Source organism: Mycobacterium sp. RTGN4 (assembly GCF_033804635.1).
Lineage (GTDB): Bacteria > Actinomycetota > Actinomycetes > Mycobacteriales > Mycobacteriaceae > Mycobacterium.
Genome location: NZ_JAPZLB010000001.1, coordinates 768,725 through 783,595, shown reverse-complemented (window position 1 = coordinate 783,595; position 14,871 = coordinate 768,725). Strand labels below are relative to the sequence as shown.

Annotated in this window: 15 protein-coding genes; 12 read left to right on the top strand and 3 right to left on the bottom strand. The window is 65.5% G+C overall.

The genetic code is table 11. The features are described from left to right. Nucleotides 1–10: 10 nt before the first annotated feature. Complete coding sequence (locus SLQ30_RS03820; protein WP_319445491.1) at nucleotides 11–502, bottom strand: M23 family metallopeptidase; 492 nt, start codon at nucleotides 500–502, stop codon at nucleotides 11–13. Between the two features lie 299 nt (nucleotides 503–801). Between SLQ30_RS03820 and rpsB the strand changes: the two genes are divergently transcribed. From rpsB to SLQ30_RS03780, 8 genes are all read left to right on the top strand, one after another. Continuing rightward, nucleotides 802–1,641 carry a 30S ribosomal protein S2 gene (rpsB, locus tag SLQ30_RS03815; RefSeq protein WP_319445490.1) on the top strand — a complete coding sequence of 280 codons (840 nt, stop codon included), beginning with the start codon at nucleotides 802–804 and terminating at the stop codon, nucleotides 1,639–1,641. A 1-nt stretch (nucleotide 1,642) separates the two neighbouring features. Next, the gene (gene tsf / locus SLQ30_RS03810) at nucleotides 1,643–2,458 is read left to right on the top strand and encodes a translation elongation factor Ts (RefSeq protein ID WP_319445489.1); all 816 of its coding nucleotides are present in this window, start codon (nucleotides 1,643–1,645) and stop codon (nucleotides 2,456–2,458) included. 91 nt (nucleotides 2,459–2,549) lie between these two features. After that, entirely contained in the window at nucleotides 2,550–3,956 is a 1,407-nt protein-coding gene (locus SLQ30_RS03805; protein ID WP_319445488.1) for an amidase, read from the top strand. Nucleotides 3,957–4,220: 264 nt separating this feature from the next. Continuing rightward, the gene (locus SLQ30_RS03800) at nucleotides 4,221–5,384 is read left to right on the top strand and encodes an ABC transporter permease (protein ID WP_319445487.1); all 1,164 of its coding nucleotides are present in this window, start codon (nucleotides 4,221–4,223) and stop codon (nucleotides 5,382–5,384) included. Nucleotides 5,385–5,485: 101 nt separating this feature from the next. After that, nucleotides 5,486–6,052, top strand: coding sequence for an ABC transporter permease (locus SLQ30_RS03795; RefSeq protein WP_319445486.1), 567 nt, complete (start codon nucleotides 5,486–5,488; stop codon nucleotides 6,050–6,052). A 3-nt stretch (nucleotides 6,053–6,055) separates the two neighbouring features. Next, nucleotides 6,056–6,802, top strand: coding sequence for an ABC transporter ATP-binding protein (locus SLQ30_RS03790; protein WP_319445485.1), 747 nt, complete (start codon nucleotides 6,056–6,058; stop codon nucleotides 6,800–6,802). Between the two features lie 40 nt (nucleotides 6,803–6,842). Then, complete coding sequence (locus SLQ30_RS03785) at nucleotides 6,843–8,357, top strand: APC family permease (RefSeq protein ID WP_319445484.1); 1,515 nt, start codon at nucleotides 6,843–6,845, stop codon at nucleotides 8,355–8,357. 5 nt (nucleotides 8,358–8,362) lie between these two features. Beyond that, nucleotides 8,363–10,360 (top strand): primary-amine oxidase, encoded by a 1,998-nt coding sequence (locus tag SLQ30_RS03780; RefSeq protein WP_319445483.1) that lies wholly within the window; start codon nucleotides 8,363–8,365, stop codon nucleotides 10,358–10,360. Here SLQ30_RS03780 and SLQ30_RS03775 read toward each other — a convergent pair. Next, entirely contained in the window at nucleotides 10,357–10,782 is a 426-nt protein-coding gene (locus SLQ30_RS03775; protein ID WP_319445482.1) for a MarR family winged helix-turn-helix transcriptional regulator, read from the bottom strand. The genes SLQ30_RS03780 and SLQ30_RS03775 overlap by 4 nt on opposite strands. A gap of 36 nt (nucleotides 10,783–10,818) precedes the next feature. Between SLQ30_RS03775 and SLQ30_RS03770 the strand changes: the two genes are divergently transcribed. The 4 genes from SLQ30_RS03770 (at nucleotide 10,819) to SLQ30_RS03755 (ending at nucleotide 13,867) form a co-directional block, all read left to right on the top strand. Beyond that, nucleotides 10,819–11,505: a class I SAM-dependent methyltransferase gene (locus SLQ30_RS03770; RefSeq protein ID WP_319445481.1), complete on the top strand. Its 687-nt coding sequence runs from the start codon at nucleotides 10,819–10,821 to the stop codon at nucleotides 11,503–11,505. A gap of 112 nt (nucleotides 11,506–11,617) precedes the next feature. Next, complete coding sequence (gene pyrH, locus SLQ30_RS03765; protein ID WP_319445480.1) at nucleotides 11,618–12,373, top strand: UMP kinase; 756 nt, start codon at nucleotides 11,618–11,620, stop codon at nucleotides 12,371–12,373. A gap of 37 nt (nucleotides 12,374–12,410) precedes the next feature. Further along, the gene (frr, locus tag SLQ30_RS03760; RefSeq protein WP_319445479.1) at nucleotides 12,411–12,968 is read left to right on the top strand and encodes a ribosome recycling factor; all 558 of its coding nucleotides are present in this window, start codon (nucleotides 12,411–12,413) and stop codon (nucleotides 12,966–12,968) included. Between the two features lie 17 nt (nucleotides 12,969–12,985). After that, nucleotides 12,986–13,867, top strand: coding sequence for a phosphatidate cytidylyltransferase (locus SLQ30_RS03755; protein ID WP_319445478.1), 882 nt, complete (start codon nucleotides 12,986–12,988; stop codon nucleotides 13,865–13,867). Here SLQ30_RS03755 and SLQ30_RS03750 read toward each other — a convergent pair. Then, nucleotides 13,751–14,746, bottom strand: a complete 996-nt coding sequence (locus tag SLQ30_RS03750; protein WP_319445603.1) for a DMT family transporter — start codon at nucleotides 14,744–14,746, stop codon at nucleotides 13,751–13,753. The two genes, SLQ30_RS03755 and SLQ30_RS03750, sit on opposite strands and share 117 nt — an antisense overlap. Nucleotides 14,747–14,871 lie beyond the last annotated feature (125 nt).

The window sequence follows — 14,871 nt, the reverse complement described above, 5'->3', positions numbered from 1 at the left end:
TCATCGGAGTTCATCCGTTCGATGGCTTGAGCCGGATCGGCGTCGTCACCACCAGCCCGAGCGGGTCGACGTAGTCGGCGTTCGCCGCGGCGCCCCACATCGCGCCCCAGTGCAGGCAGGCTGCCGCGCCACAGCCCGGGTGTCCGGCGACCAATGTGCCGATCACGGCACCCGCGTCGACCAGTTGACCTGCCCGGACCTGCGCCTCCACCGGCTCATAGCTGGTCCGCAGCCCGCCAGGGTGGGCGATCGACACCACCGGCCGGTCGGCAAGTCTTCCGGCGAACACCACGGTGCCTGCGGCAGCCGCGTGGACGGCGTCACCCGGTGCGCCGAGCAGGTCGACACCGCGGTGTCCACGCTGCCAATTTGGGGCGGGTGCGTCGAATACGCGCAAAACCGCCGGTCGGGGCCGTAGCGGCCAGTCCAGGCGGCCCGCGTCACCGGACGCAGGCGGCGCGCACGCCAGGATCAACGCGGCCAGCAGCACGGTAAACTTCATCGCCCCAGTTCAGCCGTAGCGGCGACGCCGGGAAAGGGGGCACAGGCACATCTGTGGACGGCCAAGCCACTGTGGACAGGCGATGGTCAAAAGCACGCATGTCAACGGTGTAAACTCAGTCCCGCAATCCGCATAAGCGGGTTGACTTCGCGCGCCTGCACCGCAGCCCCGTTTTCTAGGGTTCGCATCGCATTTGTCGAGCGGTCCCGTGCCAGCACGGGTTCGGCATTGCAGCAGACGCCAGGGTTCGGCTTCACCCGACGCCGGACGTCAACCGACAAAATAAGGACAAAGCCGACATGGCTGTCGTAACAATGAAGCAGCTGCTTGACAGCGGCACCCACTTCGGGCATCAGACCCGTCGCTGGAATCCCAAGATGAAGCGGTTCATCTTCACCGACCGCAATGGCATCTACATCATCGACTTGCAGCAGACGCTGACCTACATCGACAAGGCGTACGAGTTCGTCAAGGAAACCGTCGCCCACGGTGGCAGCGTGATGTTCGTCGGCACCAAGAAGCAGGCGCAGGAATCGATCGCCGATGAGGCGACCCGCGTCGGCATGCCGTACGTGAATCAGCGCTGGCTCGGTGGCATGCTCACCAACTTCCAGACCGTGCACAAGCGCCTTCAGCGTATGAAGGAACTTGAGTCGATGGAGCAGACCGGTGGCTTCGAAGGTCGCACCAAGAAGGAAATCTTGATGCTGACCCGCGAGAAGAACAAGCTGGAGCGCAGCCTGGGTGGAATCAGGGACATGGCCAAGGTGCCGTCGGCGATCTGGGTCGTCGACACCAACAAGGAGCACCTCGCCGTCAGCGAGGCCATCAAGCTGGGCATCCCGGTCATCGCGATCCTCGACACCAACTGCGACCCCGACGTTGTCGACTACCCGATCCCGGGCAACGACGACGCGATCCGCTCGGCTGCACTGCTGACCAAGGTGATCGCGTCTGCGGTCGCCGAGGGCCTGCAGGCGCGCGCCGGCGCCGGGTCGAGCGGTGACAAGCCCGAGGTTGAGGGTGCCGAGCCGTTGCCAGAGTGGGAGCAGGAGTTGCTGGCCGGTGCTACCGCGCCAGGCGCTCCGGCCGAAGCCGCTGCTGCACCCGCAACCGAACCGACCACCACGGAAGGCTGAGATGGCGAACTACACCGCTGCCGATGTGAAGCGCCTTCGGGAGCTCACCGGCTCGGGCATGCTCGACTGCAAGAACGCGCTCGTCGAAGCCGAAGGTGACTTCGACAAGGCCGTCGAACTTCTCCGCATCAAGGGTGCCAAGGACGTTGGCAAGCGCTCTGAGCGGGCGACGGCCGAGGGCCTGGTTGCTGCCAAGGGCGGCGCGCTGATCGAGCTGAACTCCGAGACCGACTTCGTCGCCAAGAACGCCGAGTTCCAGACGTTGGCGGACCTCGTGCTCACGGCGGCCGTAGCGGCCAAGGCCGGCGACGTCGACGCGCTGAAGGCCGCACCTGCGGGCGACAGCACCGTCGAGCAGGCCGTGGCTGACCTTTCGGCGAAGATCGGCGAGAAGCTCGAACTGCGTCGCGCCGCGTACTTCGACGGCGAGGTCGCGACTTACCTGCACAAGCGGGCGGCGGATCTGCCGCCTGCCGTGGGCGTATTGGTGGAGTACACCGGCGGTGACGCCGACGTTGCCCGCACCATCGCTCAGCAGGTCGCGGCCATGAAGGCGAAGTACCTGACCAAGGAGGACGTCCCCGAGGAGACCGTCGCCAACGAGCGCCGGATCGCCGAGGAGACCGCCCGCGAGGAGGGTAAGCCGGAGCAGGCGCTGCCGAAGATCATCGAGGGCAGGCTCACCGGATTCTTCAAGGATGTCGTCCTGCTCGAGCAGCCCGCGCTGACCGAGGACAAGAAGTCCGTCAAGCAGATGCTCGACGACGCAGGCGTGACCGTGACCCGGTTCGTCCGCTTCGAGGTCGGACAGCCCTAACGACATCACGCGAAAACCCCGCGCCTTCCGGTGATTCCGGAGTGCGGGGTTTTTCGCGTCTGGGCGGCCGCAAGGTTGTTAACGTCGGATGGTGCCCCGGGTATCCGCTTTCACCGACGACGCCCTTGGCGACCATGACGCCGTTGGGCTGGTGGCGGCCTTGGCCGCCGGGACGGTGTCCGCCGCCGAACTGATCGAGGCGGCCATCGCCCGTACCGAGCAGGTGAACCCGGACCTCAACGGGCTGGCGTACAAGGCGTTCGACAGGGCGCGCGAACGTGCCAGCGCCAAGTGGCCCTACGGCGGCTTCTTCAACGGCGTGCCGACCTTCGTCAAGGACAACATCGCGGTCGAGGGCATGCCGATGCGGCTCGGCGGCGACGCGTGGGAACCGCGGCCGCCCACGGAGGACGGAGCCTTCGCTAAGGCGTTCTTGGCGACGGGCTTGGTGCCGCTGGGCCGGACTCGCATGTCGGAGTTCGGCTTTAGCGGATCGGCGGAGCATCCGCGGTTCGGCCCCGTCCGCAACCCCTGGAATCCGGACTACACCGCGGGCGCGTCGTCGTCGGGCTCGGGCGCGTTCGTCGCGTCGGGGGTGGTACCGATCGCTCACGCGAACGACGGCGGCGGGTCGATCAGGATCCCCGCCGCGTGCGACGGGCTCGTCGGGCTCAAGGTCTCGCGCGGTCGCGTCCCGCTCGACAAGGAGGTGCGCGCGGCGCCCGTGAGGATCGTCGCGGACGGAGTGCTCACCCGTTCGGTGCGCGACACCGCGGCGTTCTTCCGGGAATTGGAGCGGGTCCACCACAACCCCAAGCTGCCGCCCATCGGCGACGTCACCCGACCCGGGAAGCAGCGTTTGCGAATTGCGGTGTGCACCCGGTCGATAGCGCGTGACGCGAGCCCGGAGGTCACCGAACTCACGCTCGAGACGGCGGCGCTGCTCGAGCAGCTCGGGCACCGGGTGACCACCATCGACAACCCGGTGCCGGCATGGTTCAAGGACGACTTCCTGTTGTATTGGGCATTCCTGGCCTTCGCGCTGGTGCGCGGCGGTCGGATGATGTTCGGTCCGACGTTCGATCGTACGAAGCTCGATCACCTGACCCTGGGCCTGGATGCCACCGCCGCGCGGAACCTTCACCGCGTTCCGATGGCCGTGGCACGGCTCTCCCGGTCGCACCGGATCACCGCGCGGCTCGGGCACCAGTACGACGTCGTGCTGACCCCGACGTTGGCCGAAGTCACCCCACTGATCGGGCACCTTGACCCGATGGCCGACTACGACCAGATCATCGACCGACTGATCGCCTGGGTCGGTTTCACGCCACTTCAGAACGCGACGGGCGATCCGGCGATCTCGCTACCGCTCGCGCAGTCGGCCGACGGCATGCCGGTGGGGATGATGTTCGCCTCGACGGTTGGTCAGGAGGCCAGGCTGTTGGAGCTGGCCTACGAGCTCGAAGCGGCCAAGCCGTGGCACGGAATCCAAGGCTGACGCCGGCCGCCGACTTCCGCACCCGATGATGCAGGTGATAATTGGCGAAATCCCTTGACCCCCAACAGAATGAAATTCCACTCGCGGTGCTGACGTTAACGGCGAGTCGGCGGCGAGTGCGCTCGGAATCGGCTGCGACCGTGTGGTTCGGCGACGAAATTCGTAGCACGCGCGACACAACGTCGTAACGGGCGGAGCTCGAGTTAACCTCCGCGACACCAGCCGTGGCGGTGCGTGAAACACGTCGCTCCCACTATTCCTGCTGTGGAGTCCCCTGCGACCACAACCGTTAGATCACCGGCGATCGCCAAAGCTTCTGGGAACACCTTCGGGTACCTAGTCCGGTTCGCGTTGGCCAACATTCGCCGCAGACCCGAACGGTTCGTGCTGTCCGTACTTGGTATCGCGCTCGCGATTGCGTGCGTCACCGTGGTCCGTACCATCTCGTCGAGTTTCGCCATCACCGGCGCCGATTCGGTGACCGACGTGCTGAACGGCGCCCAACTGTGGGCGGTGCCCGCCGCCGGTGTGCACTACGACCCGGACGTGCAGGCGCTGGTCGCCGACGGTCCCGCGCCGGAGCTGACGCTGCCCGCCGGCTGGACGGGCACTCGCACGCTGTCGGGGGTCACCACGGTCGACGGCACATCCGTCTCTTTGCGCGGCAACGACCAGACCCCCTCTGGTCAAGCAACTTTCGGGTCGGCGCTCGCCGATCGGCTCGGACTGCCCCAGGGTGCACCGATCGTGATCGGCGGGCAAGCTCTGGCGGTCAGCATCGACGGCGGCGGGCAGTCCGTGACGGTTTCCACTGCGCTGGCCAAGTCGTTGGTCGGAGACAACGGGTGGTGGACGCTGTTCGCCCCTGCGGGACAGGAGAAGAACCGCAACCTGGGGCAGACGGTGAGTGCTGCGACGGGGCTGCCGTTCACGTCGGATCCCGCGGTGCTGCCGGACGCCAACGGAAGTGGGCTCATTTACGACACCGTGGGTGGTTCGGGACCGCTCACGTTCGACCAGAAGTTCTCGGCCCTGTTCTCCGGCAAGGTGACTGGTTCGACGCTCGGGCTGATCTCGACCATCGGCCTCGGTCTGGGTTTCGTGATCGCGGTGTCGTCGTTCCTGGCGGCGGTGCAGGAACGCAAGCGCGAATTCGGGATCATGTCCAGCATCGGGCTGGCGGACGAGGTGCTGTACTTCTTCCTCGTCGAGTCGGCGATCGTCTTCGTCGCCGCATACATCGTCGGCGTGCTCGGAGCGGGAGCGGCCGTGGCACTGGTGATTCCGGGCATTGCGACCCCGACGGCCTGGCTGCAGGCCGCGGGGATGGTCGCCGCGTTCGTGCCCGCGATGGCGATCGTGGGTGCATTGGTGCCGGTGCACCGGCTGCTGCAGCAACGTCCCGTCGATCTCCTTGGGGACCGCTGATGAGCGCCTGCGCGAAGAAGAGAGTGCGCTGATGAGCGCCTGCGCGAAGAAGAGAGTGCGCTGATGACCAGGTCGAGCGAACCGACGGAGGCTGGGAGCACATGCTGAGCAAGGGCCTGGCCTACGGTTGGCTTGCCGCGCGACGGCGCATCGGCGAGATGGTGCTGCCGGTGATCACGACCGCCACCGGCGCCTTCCTCGTCGTGCTCGTGTTCGGCATCTCGGAGGGAATCCGCACGCAGTCAGCGGCGCTGGGTCATGCCGACGAGATCGGCCGTGCCGTCGTGCTGATCGCGGTGATGGTGCTCTTGGTCGGCGTCGTCGAGGTCGCCGTCGCCACCACCCGCACGGTCGCGCACCGCACCCGTGAACTCGGCGTGCTCGGCGCCAACGGAATACCACGCATACCGGTGGTGGCCGCGCTGCTCGTCGAGCCCGTCATCGCCGCAGTGCTCGGCGCAGTCGCGGGCGCGGCGCTGGCCGTGGTCACTACGCTCGTGCTGGCCGCCACGGGGTTGGTACCCACCGGGGTTGCGGTCAGCGGACTTCTGGTCGGCAGTGGAATCGCCGTCGGCGTGAGCATCGTCGCCGCACTGGCCACCAGCATCGTGCCCACCTGGACCGCAGCGTCGCGGCCGCCCATTCGTTCGCTCTCCACGGGAGGCTGATTCATGACGGTCATCAAGGACACCTACATCGCCACGGATACCTCGGAGCTGCCCACCGCGGTCGCACCGGCCGGTGCGTCCGCGGTCATCGAAATCGCAGACGTCTGGAAGCTGCACAAACTGGGCGACGAGGTCGTCAAGGCGGTCGTCGCGGCCGACTTGCGCGTCATGCCTGGTGAATTCGTCTGCCTGATGGGCCCGAGCGGTAGCGGCAAGTCGACGTTGCTCAACATCATCGGGGGCCTGGACCGGCCGACGAAGGGGTCGGTGAAGGTCGCGGGCAAGGACACCGGACTGCTCACCGAGAGCCAGTTCGCCGCGCTGCGGCACGACACCATCGGGTTCATCTTTCAGAGCTACAACCTCATCCCGTTCCTGTCGGCGGTCGAGAACGTCGAGTTGCCGTTGATGTTCGAGCCGTATGACCGAAAGTCGTTGCGCAAACGCGCACTGGAGTTGCTCGACCTTGTCGGCCTCAGTCACCGGATTCATCATCAGCCGACCAAGATGTCCGGCGGCGAACAACAGCGCACGGCCATCGCGCGTTCGCTGATCAGCAATCCAACCCTGGTGCTCGCGGACGAACCGACCGCGAACCTGGATCACAAGACGGGGGAGACGGTCGTGCGCATGCTGCGCGACCTGTGCTCGACCTTGGGCGTCACCGTTGTCGCCAGCACCCACGATCCCATCGTGGCCGAAGAAGCGAGTCGCGTCGTCCGCATGAAAGACGGACACATCGTCAACTGACAACGTCCCCAAGGGATTCCATCTGATCGAGAGGGAAGCAATGACACAAGAGTTGGAAGCGACGCGGTCGTCCGGCCGTGACGCGCTGTTGACCACCGAGTTGGTCCCCGAACAAGTGCTGCCCAAGGTGATGACCACGTTCGGGCTGACGGCCACCTACGTCTTCATCATCTGCTGGATCACCGGTTCGTCGGTGATGGCGGCCGGCGGCTGGACCGCCATCCCGATGTGGGTGCTCGGCATCATCACCTTCCTCGTTCCCGCGGGCATGGCGGTCGCCGAACTCGGCAACCTGTGGCCCGGCGAGGGCGGCGTGTACATCTGGGCGACCAGGACGATGGGCGAAACCTGGGGGTTCATCGGCGGTTACCTGTCGTGGATACCGGTGATCCTCAACGCCGCGTCATCGCCTGCGATCATCGTGCAGTTCCTGCTGCTGGCGTTCCACGCGCAACTCGGCCTGACCCTGAGCATCATCCTTCAGCTGGTGATCCTCTGGGGTGTCGTTGGATTGGCGCTCGCCAAACTCGCGGCCAATCAGCAGGTCATGAAGATCGTCTTCATGGTGTACGGCGTGCTGACGGCCGTTATCTTCGTGTCTGGCTTGGTATATGCGTTGAGGAACGGCTCGGGCACCCCGTTCGACATGCATGCCGCGACGATTCCCGACTTCGCCGGGGCCGGTTTTCTGTACGGCACTGTGCTGCTGTACCTGCTCGGGGTCGAAACGCCGTACAACATGGGTGCGGAGTTCCTGTCTGTCCGCAAGAGCGGTCCGAAGATGGTCATCTGGGGCTCGGCTGCACTGGTGGCCATCTATCTGTTGACCACCGTCGGCACGATGATGGTGCTGCCGTCCGATCAGATCGACCCGGTCACCGGTGTCATCGCGATGCTTGGAAGCGCTGCGCCCCCAGGCGTGATGGAGGTTTCGGCGATCGTGCTGTGCGTCATCATCTTCGTGGCGTTGATGAGTTACCAGGTGACGTACTCCCGGCTCATATTCGTCTCGGGACTCGAACGTCACCTGCCGCGCATCTTCACTCACCTCAACCCGCGCACCCGTAACCCGGTCACCGCCATCCTGATTCAGGGTGTGCTCTCGTCGCTGATCCTGGTGGCGTTGTACTCGCAGAGCAGCATGGCGAACGTCACCATCTTCATCCAGGGCGGGCTTTCCACCGTGTGGCTGATCTCCGGGTTCTTCTTCCTGATCCCGGTCATCATCGCCCGCAAGAAGTACGCCGATCGCTATGCCGCCGAGAAGTTTTGGCGTATCCCAGGCGGAAGCGTCGGGGTGTGGATCACCGTCATCGTCGGCACGGTGGGCACCATCGGCGGTGTCTACTACTCCTTCGCCAAGTCCTGGATCAAGGACGTGCCAGACAGCGAGTGGATGACCTGGACGGGCGGCATCTCGATCGGGATGATCGCACTTGGCGTAGTCGTGTACGTCTTCGGACGGCGGGCCGCGCACAAGACCTCTGCGGAAGACGCACTGGCCCATCTCGCCGTGCTCGATCTCAACACCGAAACCACGAAATCGGAGAGTTAACCGAAATGACATTGGACAGCACCACGCTCCACACGGACGTTACCGACGACAAGATCAGTTATCCGCTGGACCCACTGTCGGGCGCCGAGATCCAGTCGGCAGCCGCGATCATCCTGAACTCCGAATACTCCTCGCCGACACTGAAGTTCGTCATGATTCAGTTGGCCGAACCGGCCAAGACCGCCGAACTCACGTTTGACGGCCTCGCGCTCCCGCGGTGCGCATTTGCCACGATGTACGACGGTGCCGCCAAGCTGATCTATGAGGCCGTCGTTGACCTGGGTGCCAGGGTCATCGAGTCGTGGAAGTCGATTCCGGGACGGTTCCCCTCATATCTCGTCGAGCACATGACCGGCGTGGAGGAGAAGGTCCGCGAGGATCCGCGGTGGCAAGCGGCGATGGTCAAGCGCGGCATCACCGACTTCAGCCTGGCGATGATCGACCCTTGGCCTGCAGGCTATTACGGCCAGGGTGACCACTACGACAACTCGCCGCTGATCTGCCGCCCGCTGACGTTCATGCGGGCGGCGCCGTCCGAACACGGTTACGCGCGGCCGGTCGAGGGCCTGATCGTGACGTTCGACCTCGACAGCATGACGATCGTGGACATCGAGGATCACGGCGTGGTCCCGTTGCCGCCGACCGCGGGCAACTACGACGAGCGGTTCATGTTCGACCCGAACAACCGTCCTGCGTTCACCGAGTTCCGTTCCGACGTCAAGCCGATCGAGATCACCCAGCCCGACGGCCCGAGCTTCACCGTCGACGGCTGGAAGGTGGAGTGGCAGAAGTGGTCCATGCGGATCGGGTTCAATCCGCGTGAGGGCATCACCCTGCATGAGGTGACCTACACCGACCGCGGCGAGACCAGGCCCATCATGTACCGCGGGTCGCTGTCGGAGATGGTGGTGCCCTACGGCGATACCTCGCCGACCCACTGGAACAAGAACGTGTTCGACATGGGTGAGGTGGGCATGGGCTTCTCGGCCAACCCGCTCACACTGGGCTGCGACTGTCTCGGCGAGATCCACTACTTCGACGGCACGGTCAACGACTCCGACGGCAATGCGGTCACGATTCCCAACGCCATCTGCATGCATGAGGAAGACTACGGAATCTCCTGGAAGCACACCGACTTCCGTACCCAGGAGGTGGAGGTCCGGCGTTCGCGGCGGCTGGTGATTTCGATGATCTGTACCGTCGGCAACTACGAGTACGGGTTCTTCTGGTACTTCTACAACGATGCCTCGATCGAGGTCGAGGTCAAGCTGTCCGGGGTGCTCACCACGGGCTCGATCGAGAGCGGGGAGGTGCCGCGCTGGGGCAAGCTCGTCGCCCCCGGCGTCTACGGTCCAAACCATCAGCACTTCTTCAACTTCCGGCTCGACATGAGTGTCGACGGGGCGGGAAACAGTGTGTACGAGGTTGATTCGATTCCGGAGCCGGATCCGGCGCTGAATCCTCACCACAACGCATGGATCACGCAGGACACCCTGGTGGCGTCGGAGGCCGAGGGCGCCCGCGACTGGGACTGGAAGACGGGCCGCTACTGGAAGATCACCAATCCGTCGAAGAAGAACGAACTCGGCGCCCCGACGGCATACAAGTTGGTGCCCAAGGAGATTGTGCCCGTCATGGTGCAGGAGGGCTCCTACATCTACGACCGGGCGCGCTTCGTGCAGCACAACCTGTGGGTCACCAAGTACGACGAGGCGGAGAAGTTCGCGGCGGGGGACTACATGTACCAGTCCGCGGACGCGCAAGGTCTGCCCGAGTTCATCGCCGACGACGCGCCGCTGGAGAACACCGACGTGGTGCTCTGGTACACCCTGGGCGCGCATCACGTGGTCCGCCCGGAGGACTGGCCGGTGATGCCCTGTGCGTACACGGGATTCCACCTGAAACCGATCGGCTTCTTCGACGGCAACCCGGCGCTGGACATCCCGCCGACGCCGCCTAAGGCCTGCCACGGTGCACACCATGCAGGTCCGCCGTTGGGCTAGTCGAAAATGGCGAGGATGCGCTTCAGGTCGCGCCGGTCCTGGTCGTTCAGTGGTGCCAGCACGCGCTGCTCGGACGCACGCACGCCCGCGTCGGTGCGCTTGAGCAAGGCAATGCCCTCGCGGGTCAACTCGGCGGGCAGTGAGCGTCCCGACTCCACGGTGGTGGGGCGGCTGACGAGTCCGCGGTCCTGAAGGCCGCGGACGACCATGTTCATCGCCTGCGGGGAGACCATGACGTCGCGGGCGAGGTCGGCGTTGGACCGCCCAGGCGAGTGCGACAGGAGCCGCATGCAGATGTATTGCGGGAAGCTCAGATTCAACGGCTCGAGGGCGGTGGCCGTCACCTCGGTGCGCAAGTTGGTGGCAAGCCGGCTCAGCAGGTAGCCAAGCGGCTGGTCGGTGCCATCGATCATGTCAACCATCTTGACACATATCAACTAGATTGATATACCGGAATCATGACTAGACCCAGTGATGCGATGTTCGATTCCGCCTACCGAGGCCAGGCCGAAGAGATGGGCCTCGGCACCAAACCGCCGTGGAGCATCGGCGAGCCGCAGCCCGAGATCGCCGCGCTGATCGCGGCTGGCAAGGTCCACGGTGACGTGCTGGACGCCGGGTGCGGTGAGGCCGCGACGGCGCTCGCCCTGGCCGAACAGGGCTTCACCACGGTTGGACTCGATCAGTCGTCGACGGCGATCGAGCTCGCTCGCGCAGAAGCCGCCAAGCGCGGGCTGACCAATGCGAGCTTCGAGGTCGCCGACATCTCGGCGTTCACCGGGTACGACGGCCGGTTCGGCACCATCGTCGACAGCACGCTATTCCACTCGATGCCGGTCGAACTGCGCGACGGCTACCAGCAGTCGATCGTGCGGGCCGCCGCGCCAGGAGCGTCGTACTTCGTGCTGGTGTTCGACCGGACGACCATGGCCGCCGGACCCGCAAACCCCGTCACCGAGCAAGAGCTTCGCGACGTGGTGGGCAAGTACTGGGTGATCGATGAGGTGCGACCCGCGCGCATCCACGCCAACGTGCCCGAGAACTTCGCCGAGCAGTTCCAAGGCTTCGCAGGCGCCGACATCCGCGATGAGGCCAAGGGCCGCAAGTCGGTCGCGGCCTGGTTGCTGTCGGCTCACCTGGGGTAGCGCTGAGCCGCAGCTACCCGTTGGCGCCCCCAGTCCAGCCATTTGGCAGGATTGGGGGCGCCGTCGTCGTCAGACTGGATGGCACGTCGCGAAGGACCCGAAGGGAGCCACGATGGCGGTGCCTGACACCGGCCCAGCCGGCCAGCAAGCCCCGTATCGGCCGATGTACTCCCGCGTCGTACTCAAACTGGGCGGGGAGATGTTCGGCGGCGGGCAGGTAGGGCTCGACCCCGACGTCGTCGCGCTCGTCGCCCGCCAGATCGCCGACGTGGTGCGCAGCGGCGCGCAGGTGGCCGTCGTCATCGGCGGTGGAAACTTCTTCCGCGGCGCGCAGCTTCAGCAGCGCGGCATGGAGCGCACGCGCTCGGACTACATGGGCATGCTGGGCACCGTGATGAACAGCCTTGCGCTGCAGGACTTCCTGCAGAAGGAGGGCATCGACACCCGTGTCCAGACCGCCATCACGATGGGACAGGTCGCCGAGCCGTACATCCCGCTGCGCGCGCGTCGGCACCTGGAGAAGGGGCGCGTGGTGATCTTCGGCGCCGGCATGGGGCTGCCGTACTTCTCGACGGACACCACCGCCGCCCAACGCGCGCTGGAGATCGGCGCCGAAGTGGTGCTGATGGCCAAGGCCGTCGACGGCGTCTTCACCGACGACCCACGCACGAACCCCGACGCCGAACTGCTTACCGCCATCACGCACCGCGAAGTCATCGATCGCGGCCTTCAGGTCGCCGACGCCACGGCATTCAGCCTCTGCATGGACAATCGCATGCCCATTCTGGTGTTCAATCTCCTGACCGACGGAAACATCGCTCGCGCGGTGGCAGGTGAGAAGATCGGAACATTGGTCACCACCGACTGATGACGGCTGGGCCAGCGCTAGCGACGGGAGATCCACCTTGATCGAGGAAACCCTCTTCGACGCCGAAGAGAAGATGGAGAAGGCGGTGTCGGTGGCGCGCGACGATCTCTCGTCCATCCGCACCGGTCGAGCCAATCCCGGCATGTTCAATCGGATCAAGATCGACTACTACGGTTCGCTCACGCCGATCACGCAGCTGTCCAGCATCAACGTGCCGGAGGCGCGACTGGTCGTCATCAAGCCGTACGAGGCGAACCAGCTCCGCATCATCGAAGACGCGATCCGCAACTCCGACCTCGGTGTGAACCCGGGCAATGACGGCAACGTCATCCGCATCTCGATTCCGCAGTTGACCGAGGAGCGTCGGCGCGAGCTCGTCAAGCAGGCCAAGTCGAAGGGCGAGGACGCCAAGGTCACGGTCCGCAACATCCGTCGCAAGGCGATGGAGGAATTGGCCCGCATCAAGAAGGACGGCGAAGCGGGCGAGGACGAGGTCGGACGGGCCGAGAAGGATCTCGACAAATCCACCGGCACGTACACCAGTCAGATCGAGGACTTGGTGAAGCACAAAGAAGGCGAGTTGCTGGAGGTCTAGTGCTCCAGCGACCGACCGTGGCAGACACCGACACCGCTTCCGCCGACGGCGAAGGCGCATCCACCGATCCGCCGAAGAAGGCATCGCGGGCCGGGCGAAACCTGCCCGCTGCCATCGCCGTTGGGGCGTTTCTGGGGTTCGGCGTCATCGCCATCCTGGTGTTCGCGCCGCTCGGCTGGGTCCCGGTCGTCGCGGTGGCGATGGCCCTCGCAACGCACGAGGTAGTGCGCCGCCTGCGCACGGCCGGGTATTCGATTCCGGTCATACCGCTCATCGTCGGCGGGCAGGCCATCGTCTGGTTGACGTGGCCGTTCGGCCCGGCCGGAGCGCTCGGGGCCTTCGGCGCCACCGTGCTCGTCTGCATGATCTGGCGACTGCTCTCGGGCGGGCTCAAGAACGCGCCGGAAAACTTTTTGCGCGACATCACCGCGACGGTCTTCCTGACCGCCTGGATTCCCCTGTTCGGCGCGTTCGGCGCGCTGCTGGTCTACCCGGACGACGGACGATGGCGGGTGCTGTGCCTGATGCTCGGCGTCGTGTTCTCCGACATCGGCGGCTACGCGGCCGGCGTGTTGTTCGGCAAGCACCCGATGGTGCCGGCGATCAGCCCCAAGAAGTCATGGGAGGGCTTCGCCGGTTCGCTGATGTGCGGTACCGCGGCCTCCGTGCTCGCCGTGGCCTTCCTGCTCGACAAACCGGCGTGGGTCGGCATCCCGCTCGGCCTCATGCTGGTCATCACCGGAACGCTCGGCGATCTGATCGAGTCTCAGGTCAAGCGCGACCTAGGCATCAAGGACATGGGCACCTTGCTGCCCGGCCACGGCGGGCTGATGGACAGGCTCGACTCGGTGCTGCCGTCGGCCGTCGCGACCTGGGTCGTCCTCACGCTTCTGACCTGAGCCTCGCCTGAATCCCCGGGTCGCTACGCTCCTGCCCGCCGAGGCATTCAGCCAGCAAGCCAGTGCACCGAGCACCAACCCGGCGGCGATGCCGACATCCGGACGCTCGCCCAACATGAACCACGACAGCACGCCTGCGACCGCCGGAATGACGCAGAACAGCATCGACACGGCGGCGGCGCCATGGAGGTTGATCGCCCGTACGTACAGCGACACGCCCAGCGTGGCGTTGAGCAGCACCACTCCGGCCACGGCGAAGGCGGCCATGGTGGCGTCGTGCACCTCGAACCGAGTGGTGAGCGCCAGCGCCAGCGCAGGCCCGAACGCGACGGCGTTCTGGACGGCAGTCGAGGCGCGGAAGTCGACGTCGGCGCAGAAGCGCTGCTGATACACGCCACCGGCAGCGAGGCCCAGCAGCGCGACGAGCAGCAGCAGCACCGCCGGATCAACCCCACCTTCGGTGATCAGTCGACTGGCGCACGCCGCGAGCACCGCCGCGACGCCCAACAGCAGCGCGACGATGCGGCCGAACGTCAGCCGGTCACGCAGGAACGCCGCGGTGAGCAGTGCGGTGGCAACGGGATTCATCGCGATGACCACCGCACACAGCACTGCCGGAGCGCCGTGCTGGACCGCGACGTACAGCGCGCAGAACTGCACGGCCTGCGTCAGCAGACCCGCGACTGCGACATGGCCGAGCTTGCGGCCGCTCGGAAAGCTCACTCGGGCGAGCTGCGCCCACGTGCCGAGGACGAGACCCGCCAGCCCGAAGCGGATCGCCAGCACCGCCATCGGGGACATGGCATGGACGGCCATGTTGCCGATCGGATAGCCCAAGGCATAGAAGAACGTCACGGTCGAAGCAGTCCTGAGCGGCATCCGGGTTGGCGTCACGGTTCCCATGGTCGCGATTACAAGCGAGCCGGTCCAACGATTAATGGTGATCTGAACTGATCGCCAATTATGATCAGTCACTTGGGCACGGCCGCGAATCTGCGCAAAAT